Source organism: Streptomyces sp. NBC_01445 (genome assembly GCF_035918235.1).
Lineage (GTDB): Bacteria > Actinomycetota > Actinomycetes > Streptomycetales > Streptomycetaceae > Streptomyces.
The window spans coordinates 4,828,016-4,846,159 of record NZ_CP109485.1; the positions used below are offsets into that span (position 1 = coordinate 4,828,016).

An 18,144-nucleotide genomic window follows, 5' to 3' on the forward strand; every position below is an offset into this window, starting at 1 on the left:
ATGCCTTTCATTATTCTGCGTTGACGCGAGTTTACGTGTAGAATCTAAGGCGTGCAGGGCATTGACCCTGTGAATCTTTCAGCCGAAACCCGGTTTCACCTTCGGCTGACCTTCCAAGCGATCTTCGACTACCGATCAAAGACGATCATTCAGGAGTGTTGCCACCGTGTACACGATCGAGATGGCCTACGCCCGTATGCGCGAGCTGCAGGACCAGGCCAACCGCTCGCGTGCCCACCAGTCCGCCGTCGAGGCGCGTGCCGCTGAGAAGCGGGCCGCGCGCGCCAAGAAGCGCTAACGGTCCGGAGAGCCGCCCCCGAGCTCTCCCTGCCACCGGCGGTAGAGCCGATGCGGCACCCCCGCAGCGTCGAGCGCCCGCCCGGCGACGAAGTCCACCAGATCCTGGATGTGCGTCGCCCCCGCGTAGAACGCCGGAGAGGCGGGCAGCACCACGGCGCCCGCCTCGTCCAGCGCCACCAGATGCTTCAGCGTCTGTCCGTTCAGCGGTGTCTCGCGCACCGCGACGACCAGCCTGCGCCCTTCCTTGAGCGTCACGCTCGCCGCGCGCTGGAGCAGATCCTTCGACAGGCCGAGCGCCACGCCCGCCACGCACGCCGTGGACGCGGGCACGATGATCATGCCCTTCGCCGGATACGACCCGGACGACGGTCCCGCCGCCAGATCCCCGGCGGACCAGTACCTGACCTGGTCGAGCCGGTCGCCCACCGCGAACGTGTCCGGCTTCCCGTCCGCCCCGCGCGCCAGCCACTCACCCAGGTCCTCGTGCCAGTGCGCGTCCCGGAACGCGATACCCGTCTCGTCGAGCAGCGTCAGCCGCGAGGCCCGCGAGACGACGAGGTCCACGCTCTCCCCCGCGTCGAGCAGCGCGCGCAGAACCGCGGCGGCATACGGGGTCCCCGACGCGCCGGACACCCCCACGATCCAAGGCCGGCGCCCAATTTCTCCTGCGGTCATGCCGTCGAGCCTATCCGGCACCCGGCCGCGGTCAGACAGTCAGGCCGCGCACGAGGAGGTCGAGCAGCGCGCACACGAACAGGGCGATCCCGATGAAGCCGTTGACCTGGAAGAAGGCCCGGTTGAGCCGGGAAAGGTCGCGCGGCCGCACGATCGTGTGCTCGTAGAGGAAGGCGCCCGCGACGATGACGAGGCCGAGCCAGAAGAACGCACCCGCGTCCGTGGCGAGGGCGTACCAGACGAACAGCGCCGTGGTGAGCGTGTGGCAGCCGCGCGCTCCCCAGATCGCCGCCGGGATTCCGAAGCGGGCCGGCACCGACATCACGCCGACCTCGCGGTCCGTCTCCACATCCTGGCAGGCGTAGATGAGGTCGAAGCCGCCGATCCAGATGCCGACCGCGAGCCCGAGGATCACCCCGTCCCACGACCACTCGCCGGTGATCGCCAGCCAGGCGCCGACCGGCCCCATCGCCTGGGCGAGACCCAGGATGGCCTGCGGGAAGTTCGTGAACCGCTTGCCGTACGGATAGACGACCATCGGGATCACCGCGATGGGCGCGAGCGCCAGGCACAGCGGGTTGAGCAGGGCGGCCGCGCCGAGGAAGACGACGAGCGCGATGAGCGCGCCGGTCCAGGCGGACTTCACGGACATCGCGCCCGTGACGAGTTCGCGGTGCGCGGTCCTCGGGTTACGGGCGTCGATCTCGCGGTCGATGATCCGGTTCACGGCCATCGCGAACGTGCGCAGGCCGACCATCGCGATCGTCACGAGCAGCAGCCGCCACCAGTGGATGTTCCCGTCCATCCGGAACATCGCGGTGAGCGCCGCGATGTACGCGAAGGGCAGCGCGAACACCGAGTGCTCGATCATGACGAGCCGCAGGAACGCCTTGGTGCGGCCCGGCTGCGGGATCGCGGCGGAAGCGCTGGTCACAGGCCGTACTCCTTCCAGCGGCGGTCGACCGTCGCCGCCGTCTGCGGGTCGGACAGCACCATCTCGGGCCAGCCGCCGTCCCGCGTGTAGCCCTCCTCGGGCCACTTCTTCGTCGCGTCGATGCCCGCCTTGCCGCCCCAGAACTGCTGGTACGACGCGTGGTCGAGGTGGTCGACGGGACCCTCGGCGACCGTCAGGTCACGGGCGTAGTCCGTGTTCCCGAGCGCCCGCCACGCGACCTCGTGCAGATCGTGCACGTCGCAGTCCGAGTCGACGACCACGATCAGCTTGGTCAGCGACATCATGTGGGCGCCCCACACGGCGTGCATCACCTTCTGCGCGTGTTTCGGGTACTTCTTGTCGATCGAGACGATCGCGCAGTTGTGGAAGCCGCCCGACTCGGGCAGGTGGTAGTCCACGATGTCCGGCACGATGATCTTGAGGAGCGGCAGGAAGAAGCGCTCCGTGGCCCGGCCGAGGGGACCGTCCTCCGTGGGCGGGCGCCCCACCACGATGGACTGCAGCAGCGGACGCTTGCGCATCGTCACGCAGTCGATCGTCAGCGCGGGGAAGGGTTCTTGCGGCGTGTAGAAACCGGTGTGGTCGCCGAACGGGCCCTCGGGGAGCATCTCCCCGGGCTCCAGCCAGCCCTCGAGGACGACCTCGGCGTTCGCCGGCACCTGGAGCGGCACCGTCTTGCAGTCGACCATCTCGATCCGCTTGCCCTGGATGAACCCGGCGAAGAGGTACTCGTCGATGTCCCCGGGCAGCGGCGCCGTGGACGCGTACGTCACGGCGGGCGGGCAGCCGAAGGCGATCGCGACCGGCAGCTTCTCGCCCTTCCTGGCGGCCACCTGGTAGTGGTTGCGGCTGTCCTTGTGGATCTGCCAGTGCATGCCGATGGTGCGCCGGTCGTGGCGCTGGAGCCGGTAGAGCCCGAGGTTGCGGATGCCGCTCTCGGGGTCCTTGGTGTGCGTGAGGCCGAGGTTGAAGAAGGAGCCGCCGTCCTCGGGCCAGGTGAACAGGGCCGGGAGCTGGTCCAGGTCCACGTCGTCGCCGCGCAGGACGACCTCCTGCACCGGCGCGTCCTTCACCTTCTTCGGCGGCACGTGCACCATCGAGCCGAGCTTGCCGAACGCCTCGCGCACGCCCACGAAGCCGTGCGGCAGCTCGGGGCGCAGCAGGCCGCCGATCTTGTCGCTGATCTCCTCGTAGGACTTCAGGCCGAGCGCCTTGAGCAGGCGCCGGTCGGTCCCGTACACATTCATCGCGAGCGGCATCGAGGAGCCGCGCACGTTCTCGAAGAGGAGAGCGGGGCCGCCGGACTTCTGCACCCGGTCGACGATCTCACCGACCTCCAGATAGGGGTCGACCTCGGCCTTGATGCGCTTGAGGTCACCCTCGCGCTCCAGCGCCCGGAGCAGGGAGCGCAGATCGTCGTAAGCCATGCGTGCCAGTTTGGCATCCTCCCCGGCGGATCTTCGCCGGGGCTTCCCCCTTCAGCCGTCCGCCGTGGCCCGCTCCCTGCGGCTCGCGACGATCACCGGGTAGCGCATCGTGAACATCACCGGCAGGACGAAGGTGACCACCTTGATCGCGATCGCTGCGGCCGTCGCCCTCGGGTCGGCGTGGATGAGGAGCGCGAGCGCGCCGGCCGCGACGGCGAAGGACACCGCCCACACCCAGGTGATGACGGCGTTGGTGCGGAAGAACGCCGGGGTCTTCCAGACGTGCTCCGGCGCGATACGGCGGGCGATGCCCAGCGTGAAGGGCCTGTGGACGGCCAGCGAGCCGAGCGCCGTCAGGGCGAGCCAGGCGTCGACGAGCGCCGGGCCGTAGGGAATGAGGGCCGAGTCGGGACGTGCGTACGAGAGGAGCGTGATGCCCGCGAAGAACACGGCCGCACTCAGCTCGATGACCATCTCGTCCCAGGCCTTGCCGGAGCGGCGGTCGTGGATGATCACTACGCAGGCGATCGCGAGGCCCCACTCGGCGCCGCTGCGCCAGTCGTCGCTCGTCGCGATGAAGGCGTAGACGATCCATGGGGCGAAGCTGATGAGGTAACGGTTCACGATGGTCCCCCTGAAGCCGGTGGTGGGTAAACAACAGCCCAAGAGCGGCGTCGAAGACCCCGCTCCCGGCAACCATGTCGATCATGTCTCCGGCAAGCCGCACCGCCAAGCTCCGGCCGATGGCGTGAAGTTGCATGGCAACTAGTCCCGCCGGCTCCTCCGGTGCGCCGCGTGATGTTCCCGGGGCAGCAGGTGCGGGCTTCGACGTACTCGACGACGTCAGTGCCGCCGCGTACGGGCACGCGGCCGCCGCGGGACGGTTCGACCGGGCGGACATCGCCGACGTCCTCGGACTCTCGGAGGACGAAGTCGGCACTGCCGAAGGGGTGTTGACGCGTCTTCGGCTGCTGCGGCCCGCGCCCGGCGACCCGCGGACCCTGGTCCCCGTCGGCCCGGACGCGGCCGCCGCCGATCTCGTCGGCACCACGGAGCGGCAGATACGGGAGCTGCAGGACGCCGTCACCGACGTACGCGGAAGGCTGCTTTCGCTGACGCCCGCCTACTTCGAAGGGCGCAGGCTGCGCAATCGGCACGAGGCGTTCGACCTGCTCGAGGACGGCGACACCGTGCAGTCGGTGCTCAACGGGCTGAGTGCGCGCTGCCGCAGCGAGTTCCTCGCCGTGCAGCCCGGCGGGGCACGGCCCCCGTCGGTGCTCGGCCGCGCCCGCAACAGCGCGCTCGCCATGCTGGAGCGCGGCGTGCGCATCCGCAGTCTCTACCAGCACACCGCGCGCGGGGATCTCGCCACCCGCGCCTACGTGCGAGACGTGACGGCGGCGGGCGCCGAGGTCCGCACCGCCGACCGGGTCATCGAGCGCATCCTCATCTACGACCGGGAGACGGTCTTCATCGCGGACCGGCGCAAGGCCGTCCGCCCGCCCGCCGCGGTCGTCGTGCGAGAACCCGCCCTGGTCGCCTTCATCTGCTCCGTCTTCGAATATCTGTGGGACGGGGCCAGTTCGTTCGAGCCGGACGCGCTGCCCGGCCCTTCCCTCACGGACGATCTCAAGCGGTCGATCCTGCGGCTGATGGCGCAGGGACACAAGGACGAGACGATCGCCCGCAAGCTCGCCATGTCGGTGCGCACCTGCCGCCGCCACATCTCGCAACTCACCGAGGAGCTGGCGGCGGACAGCCGTTTCCAGGCGGGCTACAACGCGGCGATGTCCGGACTGCTCGACGACCACCCCGCTCAGGACGGGGATCACCCGGATGACGGCCACCCGCTACCCTGACCCGGTCACCGGGGGGCCTGCGTCGTCCCCACGCCGCTCCTTGGGGGATCGCGACACCATGCTCCGCTACTTGCCGTTCCTGCTGGTCCTGGCGTTGTGGATCTACGCCTTCATCGACTGCCTGAACACTCCGGAGGAGGAGGTCAGGGGCCTGCCGAAGGTCGTGTGGGTCATCATCATCCTGCTCTTCGGCGAGGTGCTCGTCGGCCCGATCGCCTGGCTCGTCGCGGGCAGGCACCGGCACGCGCCCGCGAACGGCTCGACACCGTCCGAGTGGCACCGCAGCCACCGCACCACGTTCGTCGCACCCGACGACAACCCCGAGTTCCTGCACTCCCTGCGCGAGGAGGCTGCGTCTTCTGAAGAAGTGAAGGACGAGTCGCTCCTCAAGAACTGGGAGGCCGATCTGCGCCGCCGCGAGGAGGAGCTCAGGAAGCGCGAGGGCGAGCAGGGCGGGGAGCCTGCGTGAGCGCCTTCGACCCCGAACTGGCGCGGACCTGGCTGGCCACGGCCGTCGAGGAGGCGCGGGCGGGGCTCGCCGAGGGCGGCATCCCGATCGGCGCGGCCCTCTACTCGGCGGACGGGAAGGTCCTCGGGCGCGGGCACAACCGCCGTGTGCAGGACGCGGATCCGTCCGTGCACGGCGAGACCGACGCCTTCCGCAACGCGGGCCGGCAGCGCTCGTACAAGGGCACGACGATGGTGACGACGCTCTCGCCGTGCTGGTACTGCTCCGGTCTGGTGCGGCAGTTCGGCATCACGCGGGTCGTCGTCGGTGAGGCTCGGACGTTCCACGGAGGCCACGACTGGCTGGCCGAGCACGGCGTGGAGATCGTGATGCTCGACGACCCCGAGTGCGTCGCGATGATGGAGGAGTTCATCGCGGCCCGTCCCGAGCTGTGGAACGAGGACATCGGCGAGTAGGGCGGATCCGGCCGCTCGGGCCTCGTTGCCCGCGTGCCGCGCCGCGTCCACAGTGGAGCCATGACGGAACCCCGTGCGCCACAGCCCCGTATCCCCACGATCGATCTGCGGCCCTGGCTCCTGGGCGGTCCGAACGCGCGCGCCGGAATCGCCCGTACCGTCGACGAGGCGCTGCGGACGGCCGGATTCCTGCTGGTCACCGGGCACGGCGTGGACCCAGGGCTGCGCTCCCGGATCCGGGAGGCGGCGCGCGGCTTCTTCCGGCTGCCGCCCGCGGTGAAGGAGTCGTACGCCGTGAAGGTGGGCGGGCGCGGCTGGCTGGGCCCCGGCACCGAGGCGAACGGCTACGCGGAGGGCACCGAGACCCCGCCCGACCTCAAGGAGTCCCTGTCGTACGCCTCCGAACTGCCCACCGGGGACGCGGAGATCGACGCGGAGTGGTTCCTGCCCAACACCTGGCCCGCTGAGACGCCCGAGCTGCGCGCGCTCGTCGAGACGTATCTGGGGCGGATGCGGGAGCTGTCCGACCTGCTGCTCGAACTCCTCGCGGTCGCGCTCGGCGAGGAGGAGGACTTCTTCACCCGGCACACCACGCACCCCACTTGGGGCTTCAACATCAACTGGTACCCGGGCAGGGACGTCGTGGGCGAGCCCGAGGAGGGCCAGTTCCGCATCGGCCCGCACACCGACTTCGGGACCGTCACGGTCCTCGACCGGCAGGCCGGCAAGGGCGGGCTCCAGGTCCACACCGACGAGGGCGGCTGGCAGGACGCGCCGTTCGACCCGGACGCGTTCACCATCAACATCGGTGACCTGATGGCGCGTTGGACCGGCGACCGCTGGCGCTCCGGCCGCCACCGCGTCCTGCCGCCCCCGGCCGACCTGCCCGCCGAGGAGCTGATGTCGCTCGTCTACTTCTACGAGTGCGACCCGCGCACGACCGTCGAGTCCGTGCCCGCGCCGAAGGGCAAGGTCGCGCACGAGCCGGTCGACTCGCACACGTATCTGCGGGCGAAGCTGGACACGATCACTGTGGAGCCTTGATCACTGCGGCGTCCGATCACTGCAGCGTCTGATCACCGCAGCGTCCGATCACCGCAGCGTCCGATCACCGCGTATCCGATCACTGTGGAGCCTTGAGATATCCGTCCCGGAGCTCCTGCCATCGGGACGGGGTCCAGGCCGCCCAGGCCCGCTCGTCCGTCGGGCGCCCGTCGAGCGCGGCGGCCAGGTGCTCGAAGTGGTCGTGCCAGGCGGCCAGGTAGTCCAGGCGCGCCACGTCGTCGCCGTCGATCTCGCCAGTGAACCGCAGGGTCGTCGCGTCGGGGGCCGTCGGCTCCAGGTGGAAGCGCAGGCGGCCGTGCGGGCCTTCGAGCGTGTACTCGGCGACGCGCTCGCCGTCCCACGCGGTGACCCGGCCCTGGTGGGCGCGCCCGTTGTTGAGCCACCGCAGCGTGACCGCACCGCCGAGCCGTGGTTCGAGCACATCGGCGGCGGCCAGCCACCCCGGCAGACCCTCCGGGGTGGCCACCGCCGCCCAGACCTCCTCCACGGGATGCGGAAGAGGGATCGTGAAGTGCAGGGTGTGGGTGTGACCCTCGGTCCGGCTCGTGCCGGGCGCGACAGGTGTGGCAGGTGCCGCGGGCTCGGTGGGGTGGCTGGATTCGGTCATACCTCCAGGCTGGCGCGCCCGCGCGCTTCGCGCACCCGTACGGACCGGGATCCGCTGCCCCGTGCCTAGGGCCGCTGCCCCGGCTTGTCGACGACGGCCCGGTCCACGACCGCCGTATTGCTCGTGACCTGGCCCTTCTTCACCCCGCCCGACCAGGCTTCGGTGGCGACGGTGCGCTCGCCCAGGAACTCATGGGTCTTCACGTCGAAGATCCACTCGTCGCGGCTGGGGTTGTCGGGGTCCTTGCGGGCCACGGCGATCCCGGGGCGGCCCGCGGCGTCCTTCACCCCTTTCACCACGGTCACGCCGGGGATCCTGGCGGCGGCCCGGTAGAGCGCGGCGCCCACCTCCGGCGGCACGAGCGCATCCCTGATCAGGTCGCCGACCAGCACGAACATGGCCTGGTCGGCCTGCTGGCCGCTGTGCTCGGGGCCGGTTCTGCGCAGCCAGCGCAGCATCGCGTCGGGGTCGGTGGGCAGGGTGGACAGGTGCCGGTAGCTGGTGGACGTCTCGTAGCCGGGCTTGCCCGGGACCGGCCCGGTTTCGGTCGCCCACTGGCCTCGGCCCTTCTCGCGTACGAGTCCCTTGCGGGTGCCGTCCACGGACTGCCAGGTCTCCAGCCGGTGCAGCGGTGGGATCTTCGTCTTCATGCCCTCGCCGCTCTGCGAGTACGACACGAGGCTGTCGACGTAGACGAACTGGTCGTCGCGGATGCGGGCGGGCGCATCGGAGTGCTCGGCGGCGAGCGCGACGTCCTCCAGGAGCGCCACGGCCTCCTTGGTCGGCGGCGGGGCGCTCGCGCCGTCCGACGGCAGCGCGACGAAGGTGACGGCCGCCGCGGTCGCCACGGCGACGGCGGCGAACGCGGGACGCAGCCACTTCCGGCGCGGCGGTGCCTGCGCGGGTGCTTCGGTCTCCCGGATCTCGGTCATCAGATGCTCCTTGAGGAGTCGGTGCCGGCCCGGCGGAAGGTCCTTCTCAGGAAGCGTGTTCATCGGTTTCCCTCCTGTATGGGCCCGGCCACGGGAGCGTGGCCGCCTTTCATCTGTCCGTCGGGGCGCGGGAGTTCCATGGCACGGGCGAGTTTCCCGCGGGCTCTGAAAAGCCGGGAGCGGACCGTGCCGACGGGGACGTCGAGCGCTCTGGCGGCGGACGGGTAGTCGAGGCCCGACCAGACGCACAGGGCGAGCACCTCGCGTTCGGGGCGCCGCAGTGTGGCCAGCGCGGTGTGGACGAGGGCTATGCGGGCCTGGTCGTCGATGCGGCCCGCGACGTCGTCGGCGAAGTCGGCCTCGGCTTCCGCGCGCGGGAGGCGGGAGACCGCGGCGGCGTGTCTGCGGGTGGCGCGGCGCAGGTTGCGCGTGACGTTCGTGGCGACGCCGAGCAGCCAGGGCCGCAGCGAGCCGCCCTCGGGCTCGACCCTGTCGCGCAGCCGCCAGGCTTCGAGGAAGGTCAGCGAGACGACTTCCTCGGCGGTCGACCAGTCGCCGGTCAGGCTGTAGGCGTGGTTGTAGACGGATCGGGCGTAAGCGTCGAAGAGCTCGCCGAACGCGTCGGCGTCACCGTCCCTCACCCGGGTTCTGCGTGCTTGATGTGCCCCCTGATTCTTCTTCACGCCCCCATCTGTCCGTACGACGAAGGCCGGTTCCCGTGACTCACGTCACATGGGAACCGGCCGTCGTGGGCTGTCTCGGTGTCAGACGCCGGCGTAGGAGTGCTTGCCGGTGACGAAGATGTTTACGCCGTAGTAGTTGAACAGCCAGCAGGCGAAGGCGATGAGGGCCAGGTAGGCGGCCTTGCGGCCCTTCCATCCGGCGGTCGCGCGGGCGTGCAGGTAGCAGGCGTACGCGACCCAGGTGATGAACGACCAGGTCTCCTTGGGGTCCCAGCCCCAGTAGCGGCCCCACGCGTCGCCGGCCCAGATGGCGCCCGCGATGATCGTGAACGTCCACAGCGGGAAGACGGCCGCGTTCACGCGGTAGGAGAACTTGTCGAGCGAGGCCGCGGCGGGCAGGCGCTCCATGACGGAGGTCGCGAACTTACCGGGCTTGCCGCCGTTCGCCAGCTTGTTCTCGTACGAGTCGCGGAACAGGTAGAGCAGCGTGCTGACCGCGCCGACGTAGAACACCGCGCCGCAGAAGATCGCCGTGGAGACGTGGATGTACAGCCAGTACGAGTGAAGGGCGGGAACCAACTGGTCGCTGGCGGTGTACAAGACAGTGACAGCGAGGCCGAGATCGAGGAGGACCGTGGTGACCAGCGGGAGGCCGAGCCAGCCGATGTTCTTCTTCGCCACGAGCAGGCCGAGGTACACGGCGACAGCGACGGTGGAGAAGGTGATGTTGAACTCGTACATGTTGCCCCACGGCGCACGCTGCACGGAGAGCGCGCGGGTGAGCACCCCGCTCGCCTCGACGAGGAACGCGAGCACGGTGAGGGACACCGCGATACGGCCGTAGAGGTCGCCCTGCTCGTCGCCGCCGGAGGCGCCGGGGCCGTCCGGCACGTCACGCGTGCCGGAGACGGCGCGCGTCACGACGCTGGGCCGCTCCAGGACAGCGGTGCCGCCGTTCTTCTCCTTGACCTGCACCTTCACGGAGCCGGCCGCGGCCTGCGCGGTGGCCTTCTGCGTCAGCGCGGCAGCGGTGCGGCCGACCTTGCTGCGGCTGCCGAAGACCCACTCGGCCATGTGCGCGAAGAAGGCCAGGAGGTACACGGCCATCGACGAGTAGATCAGCACATTGCTGATGTGCGCGAGATTCTCGTTGGTTGCGGCGGCGAGATTCACTTCTCAGCCCCTTCGGCAGGAACAGCAGGTTGGGGATCGGCGGCGCTGGGCGCCCGTTCGTGGAGGTGTGCGGCCAGGTCGCCGAGTTCTTCGGCCACCTTCGAGGACTCACTGCGGCCGAGACCGCCCATCTCGACGACGGTGACTCCGTCGGCTCCGGGGGTCGCCCGGACCCAGACGCGGCGGCGCTGGATGAACAGGGAGCCGGCGAGGCCCGCGATGGCGGCGAGCGCTCCGGCGAGGGCCCAGCCGTCGCCGGGCTGGTGGGTGATCTGGAAGCTCGCCCACTGCTTGATGTCCTTGTCGAACGTGATCGACCCGGCACCGTTCGGAAGCTTCATGGTCTCGCCGGGCCGCAGCCGCGTCTTGAGCAGCTCCCCCTTCGAGTCCGTGAACTTCTTCATCTTGGAGGTGTCCAGTTGGTACACGTTCTGCGGGATCCCGGAGTCGACACCCAGGCTTCCGTGGTACGCGGACAGCGCGAGGACGGGGTAGTCGAGCGCGGGGAACTGGGAGAACATGTTGCCCTTCCCGGACCCCGCGAAGGTCGGCACGAAGAAGGCGTTGAAGCCGAGCTGTTCCCGCTTGCCGTTCTTGTCGCGGTAGCCGTCCATGACCTTGACGGCACCGGTGGAGGTGACGTTCGAGTCGATGGGCAGCAGCGGCACGGCCTGCCGGGAGACGATCTTGCCGCGGCCGTCCCGGACGGTGACGGTGGGCGCGTAGCCGTGGCCGTTGAGATAGACCTTGGTGCCGTCGATCTCCAGGGGGTCGTTGACCTGGATCGCGGTCTTCTGCTCCTTGCCGGTCGCGCCGACGCTGTAGGTGACGTTCGCTCGGTAGACGCGCGGGCTCCCCTTGTTCGGCCCGTTGCGCTCGTACGTCCCGTCGAACTTGTCGAGCTGAAAGCTGAACGGCGTCAGGTCGGTGTCGGAGTTGAAGAGGTTGCCCGACTTGAAGTCGTCGTACATCGGCAGGGCGTTGGAGAAGCCTCCGTCGCCCTCGACCATCAGCTTGCCGCCCTCGGACTTGAAGAGCTGGCCCCAGGCGAAGGCGATCAGCATCACGATCAGCGCGATGTGGAAGATCAGGTTGCCGGCCTCGCGCAGATAGCCCTTCTCGGAGGCGACGGAGTCTCCGGAGACGTGGGCGCGGAAGCGGCGCTTGCGGAGGATCTCGAGGGCCGCCGCGCGGACCTGCTCGGGCTCGGCGTCGGTGCGCCAGGTCGCGGACGCGGGCAGGTGCGTGAAGCGCTTGGGGGCACCCGGGGCGCGCCCGCGCAGCTGCCCGACGAACTGCCAGGTGCGCGGGACGATGCAGCCGATGAGGGAGATGAACAGCAGGATGTAGATCGCGGAGAACCACACCGAGCTGTAGACGTGGAACAGGCCCAGCTTGTCGTAGACCGGCGAGACCGTGGTGTGCGCGTCCTTGAACGTCTGCACCTTCATCTCGTCGACCCCGGACTGCGGGATCAGCGAGCCGGGGATCGCCCCGAGCGAGAGCATGAAGAGCAGGATCAGCGCGACGCGCATCGAGGTGAGTTGCCGCCAGAACCAGCGGACCCAGCCGATGACGCCAAGGCGGGGCAGGTTCGGGCCGCGGTCCTCCTGCGGCGCGGTGGACAGGTGCGAGCCGGCCGCGCCGAGCTCGTCGCCGCCCACCTCGCCGGTCTTGCCGGATTCAGTCGTGCTCATGAATCAGATTCCCACCGTGAAGCCGTTGGACCAGGACTGCATCTGCTGGACGAGGGTGTCCCAGGCTCCTGTGAGCAGCAGCACTCCGGTAAAGATCATCATGATGCCGCCGATGCGCATCACCCAGGCGTAGTGCTTCTTGACCCAGCCGAAGGCGCCGAGCGCCTTGCGGAAGGCGACCGCGGCGAGCACGAAGGGGACACCGAGCCCGGCGCAGTACGCAACGGTCAGTATGGCCCCGCGCCCCGCGCTCGCCTCGTTGAACGACAGGGCGGTCACGGAGGCGAGCGTCGGACCGATGCAAGGGGTCCAGCCGATGCCGAACAGGGCGCCGAGCACCGGAGCGCCGATCAGCCCGGTCACCGGCCGCTTGTGGAAGCGGAATTCGCGCTGCGTGAGCCAGGGCATCATGCCCATGAAAAAGATCCCCATGAGGACCATCAGGACACCGAGGATCTTCGTGAGGGTGTCCTGGTACTCCTGGAGCGTCTCGCCGAAGTAGCCGAAGAGGGCCCCGCCGGAGACGAAGACGGCGGTGAAGCCGAGGACGAACAGTCCGGCGCCGAGCGCCATCCGGCCGCGCCGCGCGTCGGCCAGGTCGGTGCCGCTGACCCCTGTCACGTAGGACAGATAGCCGGGCACGAGAGGCAGGACGCAGGGCGAGAAGAACGAGAGGAGGCCGCCGAGCACGGCGATCGGCAGAGCGAGCAGGAGCGTACCGCTCTCGACGGTGTTTCCCACTCCGCCTTCAGCGGCGAGAGCGGTGAGCGTGGCGTGCACCGTCGCTCACTTCTCCGCGATCACGGGGTCGACCATCTTGCGCAGCTTGTCCTCGCTGAGCGCGCGCAGCGAGCGGGCGGCGATCTTGCCGTCGCGGTCGATGACAAGCGTGGACGGGATGGACTGCGGGTTGAGGGTGCCCTTCTCGAACCGCAGCATCAGCTTGCCCGAGGGGTCGTAGAAGCTCGGGTACGGGATGTTGTGGTCCTTCTCGAACTGGAGGGCCGGTTCGGTCTGCGGATCACGGGTGTTGATCCCGATGAACTGGACGTCCTTGCCCTTGGTCTCGTTCGCGACCTTGGCGAAGTAGTTGGCCTCGGCGCGGCACGGCGGGCACCAGGAGCCCCACACGTTCAGCACGATGACCTTGCCCTTGTAGTCGGCGAGGTCGAGGGGCTTGCCCTCCAGATCCTTGCCGTCCAGCTTGGGCGCGGGGTGACGGTCACCCTTGTCGACGGTGGAGATGCCGCCGGAGTTCGTCACGAAGTTGGTGTTGTTGCCGCCGCCCGACGTTCCGCCGGAGCTGCATGCGGAGAGCGTCAGCGCAGCGACCGCGGCCCCCGCGGCGAGGAGGGCGGTACGGCGCTTGGATGCAGCGAGGGGGGAAACGCGGCAGTCGGCACTCATGTGAAAAGTTTCGCATGTCTGTTTAGGGGATCTTCCGCACCCCCCTTGCGTACGGAAAACCCCATTTCAGAAGGGGTCATTCAGGGTGCGGCGCGAGGCTCACGCCGCGGCTTTCAGATAGCTCTTCCAGCCGCCGTCGGGGCGCACTCCGACGTCGAGCGAGCGCAGCTTGTCGAGGACCTTCGGGTCCTGGACGTCCAGCCAGTCGACGAACTGCCGGAAGGAGACGAGGCGTACGTCCTTCTGGCCGGCCATGTGCTTGAGCGCCTCTTCGACGGAGTCCATATAGATCCCGCCGTTCCACTCCTCGAAGTGGTTGCCTATGAAGAACGGCGCCCGGTTCGTCTCGTATGCCCGGTTGAAGCCGGCTATGTAGGCATCGGTCGACTGCTTGCGCCAGCGCGGGTAGTTGTAGGCGGGCGCCCTGGTCGTGTTCACCGACTGGTTGGCCAGCATGTTGTAGTCCATCGAGAGGACCTCGAAGGTGTGCCCGGGGAACGGCACGGCCTGCAGCGGCAGATCCCACACCCCGCCGCGCTTGGAGGGCCAGCGCTGCCGGCCGCCCGGCGACGAGGCGTCGTAGCGCCAGCCGAGCTCGCGGGCCGTGGGCAGCAGATTGTCCTGGCCGAGCAGACAGGGCGTGCGGCCGCCGACGAGTTCCTTCTCGTAGTCGAAGGGCAGCGAGGGCAGGTCGTGCCAGCCCGTGTTCGTACGCCACTCCTTGACGAACGACTTGGCCTGGTCGATCTCGCTGCGCCACTGCGCCGGGGTCCAGTTGGCGACGGTGCCGGTGCCCGCGCAGAAGTGGCCGTTGAAGTGCGTGCCGATCTCATGGCCTTCCAGCCAGGCCCGGCGGACGTACTTCAGCGTCTCCTTGATGTGGGCATCGGTGAGATAGCCGATGTCGGAGGCGCCGACCCCGTTGTTCGGCGGGCGGTAGAGCCGCTTCTTCGACTCCGGCAGCAGATAGAGGCCGGAGAGGAAGAACGTCATGTGCGCGCCGTGGTTCTCGGCCAGTTCGAGGAAGCGCGGGAACAGGCCGTTGCCGACCTCGCCCGCGCCGTCCCAGGAGAAGATCACGAACTGCGGCGGCGTCTCGCCGGGTTCGAGGGGGACCGGCTTGCCCGGCTGGTTCGGCTGCTTGCCGGTGTACGACGTCGAGCCGTCGCCGATCGGCCGGGCCGCGGGCTTGTCGGGCTTACCGGCGCCGCCCTCGCCCTGGTCGCCCAGCGGCACGGACGCCGCCCCGCCACCCTGCCCGTTACTGGTACCGCACCCGGCGAGCGCGGCGGCCGCCGCCGCACCCGCCCCCAGCCCGATCAGTCCCCTTCGTGTGATGTCCGGCATTCCCTGGTCCCCATTCGTCGCGCCCCGTCCCGTACGAGACGGGCACCCCCTTAGAGGGCGCGACGAACACCGCGGTTCCGGCACGGAGAACAAAGTTGGGCAATGCCGACGGCTTTGCGCCGAATGTTCCGAGTGCCGAATGTGCTCAGAACCGAAGGCGCTACGCGCCGAACGCCTTGTCCTTCCCCTTCACGGGCTTGGCACCCGCGAGGAGATGGGCGGGCACGAGATCGCGTGCGGGCTCCGTGTAGCCGACGGACACGATCTTGTCCCCGCGATAGGTGAACGTCGTGAGCGAGGCGAGCGTGCACTGCCGCTTGCGCGGGTCGTGCCACAGCCTCCGCTTCTCCACGAAGCTGCGCACGATCCAGATCGGCAGCTGATGGCTGACGCACACCGCCTCGTGACCGCGCGCCGCGTCCTTCGCCGCGTCGAGGGCGCCCATCATCCGCACGACCTGCTCGACGTACGGCTCGCCCCACGACGGTTTGAACGGGTTGACGAGGTGCTTCCAGTTCTCCGGCTTGCGCAGCGCGCCGTCGCCGACGCCGAACGTCTTGCCCTGGAAGACGTTGCCCGCCTCGATGAGCCGGTCGTCGGTCGCCAGGTCGAGCCCGTGCGCCTTCGCGATCGGCGTCGCCGTCTCCTGCGCCCGGTCCAGCGGGGAGGCCACGACATGGGTCACATCACGCGAGGACAGGTGCTCGGCGACCCGGTCGGCCATCTGCCGGCCGAGCTCGGAGAGGTGGTAGTCGGGCAGGCGCCCGTACAGGATCCCCTCCGGGTTGTGCACCTCTCCGTGCCGCATCACGTGGACGACGGTGATGTCCTGGTCGGACTTGCCGGCAGTGGTCATGCTTGCGTGGCCTCCGCAGCCGCGCGCGCGGCACCGGGGAGCGCGGCGGCGATGCGCTCGACCGCCCGCTCGTCATGGGCAGTGGAGACGAACCAGGACTCGAAGGCCGACGGCGGCAGATAGACGCCCTGCTCCAGCATCGAGTGGAAGAACGCGGTGAAGCGGAAGGACTCTTGGCGCTTCGCGTCCTCGTAGTTGCGCACCTCGTTCTCCGTGAAGAACACCGAGAACATGTTGGAGGCGCTCTGCACGCGGTGCGCGACGCCCTCCTTCGTGAGCGCGGCGCCCACCAGGGTGCGCAGCTGCTCGGAGACCGCGTCGATCTTCGCGTACGCGGCGTCGTCGAGCAGCCGCAGCTGCGCGACGCCGGCCGCCGTCGCGACCGGGTTCCCGGACAGCGTGCCCGCCTGGTAGACGGGTCCGGCCGGGGCGAGGTGCCCCATGACGTCCGCGCGGCCACCGAACGCGGCGGCCGGGAAGCCACCGCCCATGACCTTGCCGAACGTCATCAGGTCGGGCGCCACCCCGTCGACGCCGTACCAGCCGGCCTTCGACGTGCGGAAGCCGGTCATGACCTCGTCGGAGATGTAGAGCGCGCCGTTCTCCCGGCACAGGTCCGCGAGTGCCTGGTTGAAGCCTTCGAGCGGCGGGACGACGCCCATGTTGCCCGGCGACGCCTCGGTGATGACACAGGCGACCTGGCCCTCGTTCGCGGCGAACGCGGCCCGCACGGCGTCGAGGTCGTTGTACGGGACGACGATGGTGTCGCCCGCCTGGGCACCGGTCACACCCGGGGTGTCCGGCAGCCCGAGGGTCGCCACACCCGATCCCGCCGCGGCGAGCAGCGCGTCCACGTGCCCGTGGTAACAGCCGGCGAACTTGATCACCTTGGCGCGCCCGGTGAACCCGCGGGCGAGCCTGATCGCGGACATGGTCGCCTCGGTGCCACTGGACACCAGCCGCACCTGCTCGACCGGCGCGATCCGCGCGACGATCTCCTCGGCCAGGGCCACCTCGCCCTCACCCGGCGTACCGAAGGACGTACCGCGCGCGACGGCTTCCTGGACGGCCGCGATGACCTCGGGACGGGAATGGCCGAGGATCATCGGCCCCCAGGAGCAGACGAGGTCGACGTACTCGCGACCGTCGGCATCCGTGAGGTACGGACCGGTACCGGACACCATGAACCGGGGCGTACCGCCCACGGCACGGAACGCGCGTACGGGCGAGTTCACGCCGCCCGGCGTCACGAGGGCCGCACGGTCGAAGAGACCCTGCGAGACCGGTGCTTCATAGGGGTACGGTGCGGTCGCGCCCGACGGCGGCGCCGCGGACCCGGGGATGTTGTTCGCCTCTGCCATGCCTCTCAGCGTACGGGCAGGCTCTCCGGAGCCCGGCTCATCCCCTGCTTCTCTGGCCACGGCGGGAACCGACTACCTAAACTCCCAGGGGACGGGCCGCTCGCGGACAGTTCACGCTGCACGCCGGCACGGGGGTTCGCTCCCCGGCCCGCGCGGGTGGTTCACCGCACGTTTCGGCGAGTGACCGTGGGGGAGGTCACTGACACGATGATCGGGTTGCGCGGTGGTGGCCGCGCGGCCTAGAAAAGGGGCCAGGCGCCCTGGAAAAGCAGTCGGGTGGAGATATGCATCGCGGTGGCGGACTGGGCGAGGGGACCGACGACCTGGGCCCCCGGCGTGCCCGGCGGGGAAAGCACCGGCGCGACGCGGAGGCGGCAGCGGAGGAAGCGGACGCCGGGCAGGCACTGAGCGGGACCGGGAGCAGGAATGGTGGCCGGGTGGGGGTGACGTACAAATACTTCGGCGCGCCCGACGGCGCCACGGCGGCCCGTGTCCCCATCTCGATGCGCCCCGAGGAGCTCGGCGGTGACGAGCTCGGCATGGGCGGCATGTTCACCAAGATCAAGCCGGAGACGATGGCCGCGATGGTCCTCACCGGCATCGAGGGCATACCGCTGCACAAGGTCCCCCCGCTGGAACTGGTCGTCCTGCACCCCGACTACGCGGTCGTGAAGCTGCCCATGACGGTCGTCGACCCGCTGCGCGGCGTCGGCGAGGAGGCCGTGGGCGCCGCGGCGTTCATCTGGTCGACGGTCCCGGACCGCGGCGGCCCGCGCGACGCGTTCTACGTGTACCAACTGCTGCACGAATGGCAGGACTTCAGCCACCGGCTGCACGACGCGGGACACCAGGCCTACTGCCTCGTCTGGCCCTGAC

The 18,144-nt window shown here is 69.6% G+C and carries 21 protein-coding genes; 7 read left to right on the forward strand and 14 right to left on the reverse strand.

All coding sequences use genetic code 11. The features are described from left to right. Positions 1-166 precede the first annotated feature (166 nt). Positions 167-298: a hypothetical protein gene (locus OG574_RS21995; RefSeq protein ID WP_267893758.1), complete on the forward strand. Its 132-nt coding sequence runs from the start codon at positions 167-169 to the stop codon at positions 296-298. Here OG574_RS21995 and OG574_RS22000 read toward each other — a convergent pair. Genes OG574_RS22000 through OG574_RS22015 form a run of 4 tightly spaced genes read right to left on the reverse strand, consistent with a single transcriptional unit; the run spans position 295 to position 3,981 of the window. Continuing rightward, positions 295-975 (reverse strand): UbiX family flavin prenyltransferase, encoded by a 681-nt coding sequence (locus OG574_RS22000; RefSeq protein ID WP_326774605.1) that lies wholly within the window; start codon positions 973-975, stop codon positions 295-297. The genes OG574_RS21995 and OG574_RS22000 overlap by 4 nt on opposite strands. Before the next feature lie 31 nt (positions 976-1,006). After that, entirely contained in the window at positions 1,007-1,909 is a 903-nt protein-coding gene (gene mqnP / locus OG574_RS22005) for a menaquinone biosynthesis prenyltransferase MqnP (protein WP_100597998.1), read from the reverse strand. Next, positions 1,906-3,357 (reverse strand): menaquinone biosynthesis decarboxylase, encoded by a 1,452-nt coding sequence (locus OG574_RS22010; protein ID WP_100597997.1) that lies wholly within the window; start codon positions 3,355-3,357, stop codon positions 1,906-1,908. The genes mqnP and OG574_RS22010 overlap by 4 nt, the downstream gene beginning before the upstream one ends. A 51-nt stretch (positions 3,358-3,408) precedes the next feature. Continuing rightward, on the reverse strand, positions 3,409-3,981 hold the full coding sequence (locus tag OG574_RS22015; protein WP_326774606.1) for a hypothetical protein: 573 nt from the start codon (positions 3,979-3,981) through the stop codon (positions 3,409-3,411). Position 3,982: 1 nt separating this feature from the next. On the opposite strand from OG574_RS22015, the gene OG574_RS22020 reads away from it, so the two are divergent. Genes OG574_RS22020 through OG574_RS22040 form a run of 5 tightly spaced genes read left to right on the forward strand, consistent with a single transcriptional unit; the run spans position 3,983 to position 7,184 of the window. Further along, positions 3,983-4,126 carry a hypothetical protein gene (locus OG574_RS22020; RefSeq protein WP_326774607.1) on the forward strand — a complete coding sequence of 48 codons (144 nt, stop codon included), beginning with the start codon at positions 3,983-3,985 and terminating at the stop codon, positions 4,124-4,126. Continuing rightward, complete coding sequence (locus OG574_RS22025) at positions 4,116-5,216, forward strand: helix-turn-helix transcriptional regulator (protein ID WP_326774608.1); 1,101 nt, start codon at positions 4,116-4,118, stop codon at positions 5,214-5,216. The genes OG574_RS22020 and OG574_RS22025 overlap by 11 nt, the downstream gene beginning before the upstream one ends. A 58-nt stretch (positions 5,217-5,274) precedes the next feature. Continuing rightward, positions 5,275-5,685: a PLD nuclease N-terminal domain-containing protein gene (locus OG574_RS22030; RefSeq protein WP_326774609.1), complete on the forward strand. Its 411-nt coding sequence runs from the start codon at positions 5,275-5,277 to the stop codon at positions 5,683-5,685. Continuing rightward, positions 5,682-6,140: a nucleoside deaminase gene (locus OG574_RS22035; RefSeq protein ID WP_326774610.1), complete on the forward strand. Its 459-nt coding sequence runs from the start codon at positions 5,682-5,684 to the stop codon at positions 6,138-6,140. Before OG574_RS22030 ends, OG574_RS22035 begins: the two co-directional genes overlap by 4 nt. A gap of 60 nt (positions 6,141-6,200) precedes the next feature. Further along, positions 6,201-7,184 carry an isopenicillin N synthase family dioxygenase gene (locus OG574_RS22040; RefSeq protein WP_326774611.1) on the forward strand — a complete coding sequence of 328 codons (984 nt, stop codon included), beginning with the start codon at positions 6,201-6,203 and terminating at the stop codon, positions 7,182-7,184. Positions 7,185-7,263: 79 nt separating this feature from the next. Here the strand turns inward: OG574_RS22040 and OG574_RS22045 are convergent, their stop codons facing one another. From OG574_RS22045 to hemL, 10 genes are all read right to left on the reverse strand, one after another. Beyond that, positions 7,264-7,812 (reverse strand): SRPBCC family protein, encoded by a 549-nt coding sequence (locus tag OG574_RS22045; RefSeq protein WP_326774612.1) that lies wholly within the window; start codon positions 7,810-7,812, stop codon positions 7,264-7,266. 65 nt (positions 7,813-7,877) lie between these two features. Beyond that, positions 7,878-8,807, reverse strand: a complete 930-nt coding sequence (locus OG574_RS22050; protein ID WP_326774613.1) for a CU044_5270 family protein — start codon at positions 8,805-8,807, stop codon at positions 7,878-7,880. Then, on the reverse strand, positions 8,804-9,385 hold the full coding sequence (locus OG574_RS22055; protein WP_326774614.1) for an RNA polymerase sigma factor: 582 nt from the start codon (positions 9,383-9,385) through the stop codon (positions 8,804-8,806). Before OG574_RS22055 ends, OG574_RS22050 begins: the two co-directional genes overlap by 4 nt. 123 nt (positions 9,386-9,508) lie before the next feature. Then, positions 9,509-10,600, reverse strand: coding sequence for a c-type cytochrome biogenesis protein CcsB (gene ccsB / locus OG574_RS22060; protein ID WP_326774615.1), 1,092 nt, complete (start codon positions 10,598-10,600; stop codon positions 9,509-9,511). Beyond that, positions 10,597-12,297: a cytochrome c biogenesis protein ResB gene (gene resB, locus OG574_RS22065; RefSeq protein ID WP_326774616.1), complete on the reverse strand. Its 1,701-nt coding sequence runs from the start codon at positions 12,295-12,297 to the stop codon at positions 10,597-10,599. The genes ccsB and resB overlap by 4 nt, the downstream gene beginning before the upstream one ends. A 3-nt stretch (positions 12,298-12,300) precedes the next feature. After that, complete coding sequence (locus tag OG574_RS22070) at positions 12,301-13,077, reverse strand: cytochrome c biogenesis CcdA family protein (protein ID WP_326774617.1); 777 nt, start codon at positions 13,075-13,077, stop codon at positions 12,301-12,303. A 6-nt stretch (positions 13,078-13,083) separates the two neighbouring features. Further along, positions 13,084-13,704: a TlpA family protein disulfide reductase gene (locus OG574_RS22075; RefSeq protein WP_326774618.1), complete on the reverse strand. Its 621-nt coding sequence runs from the start codon at positions 13,702-13,704 to the stop codon at positions 13,084-13,086. Between the two features lie 99 nt (positions 13,705-13,803). Then, positions 13,804-15,051 carry a hypothetical protein gene (locus OG574_RS22080; RefSeq protein WP_326774619.1) on the reverse strand — a complete coding sequence of 416 codons (1,248 nt, stop codon included), beginning with the start codon at positions 15,049-15,051 and terminating at the stop codon, positions 13,804-13,806. A 160-nt stretch (positions 15,052-15,211) separates the two neighbouring features. Continuing rightward, complete coding sequence (locus tag OG574_RS22085; protein ID WP_100597987.1) at positions 15,212-15,907, reverse strand: histidine phosphatase family protein; 696 nt, start codon at positions 15,905-15,907, stop codon at positions 15,212-15,214. Further along, positions 15,904-17,268 carry a glutamate-1-semialdehyde 2,1-aminomutase gene (hemL, locus tag OG574_RS22090; protein ID WP_326774620.1) on the reverse strand — a complete coding sequence of 455 codons (1,365 nt, stop codon included), beginning with the start codon at positions 17,266-17,268 and terminating at the stop codon, positions 15,904-15,906. Before hemL ends, OG574_RS22085 begins: the two co-directional genes overlap by 4 nt. 284 nt (positions 17,269-17,552) lie before the next feature. Here hemL and OG574_RS22095 point away from each other — a divergent pair, with 284 nt between their 5' ends. Beyond that, a complete protein-coding gene (locus OG574_RS22095; RefSeq protein WP_326774621.1) occupies positions 17,553-18,143 on the forward strand; it encodes a hypothetical protein in 591 nt (196 codons plus the stop codon). Position 18,144 lies beyond the last annotated feature (1 nt).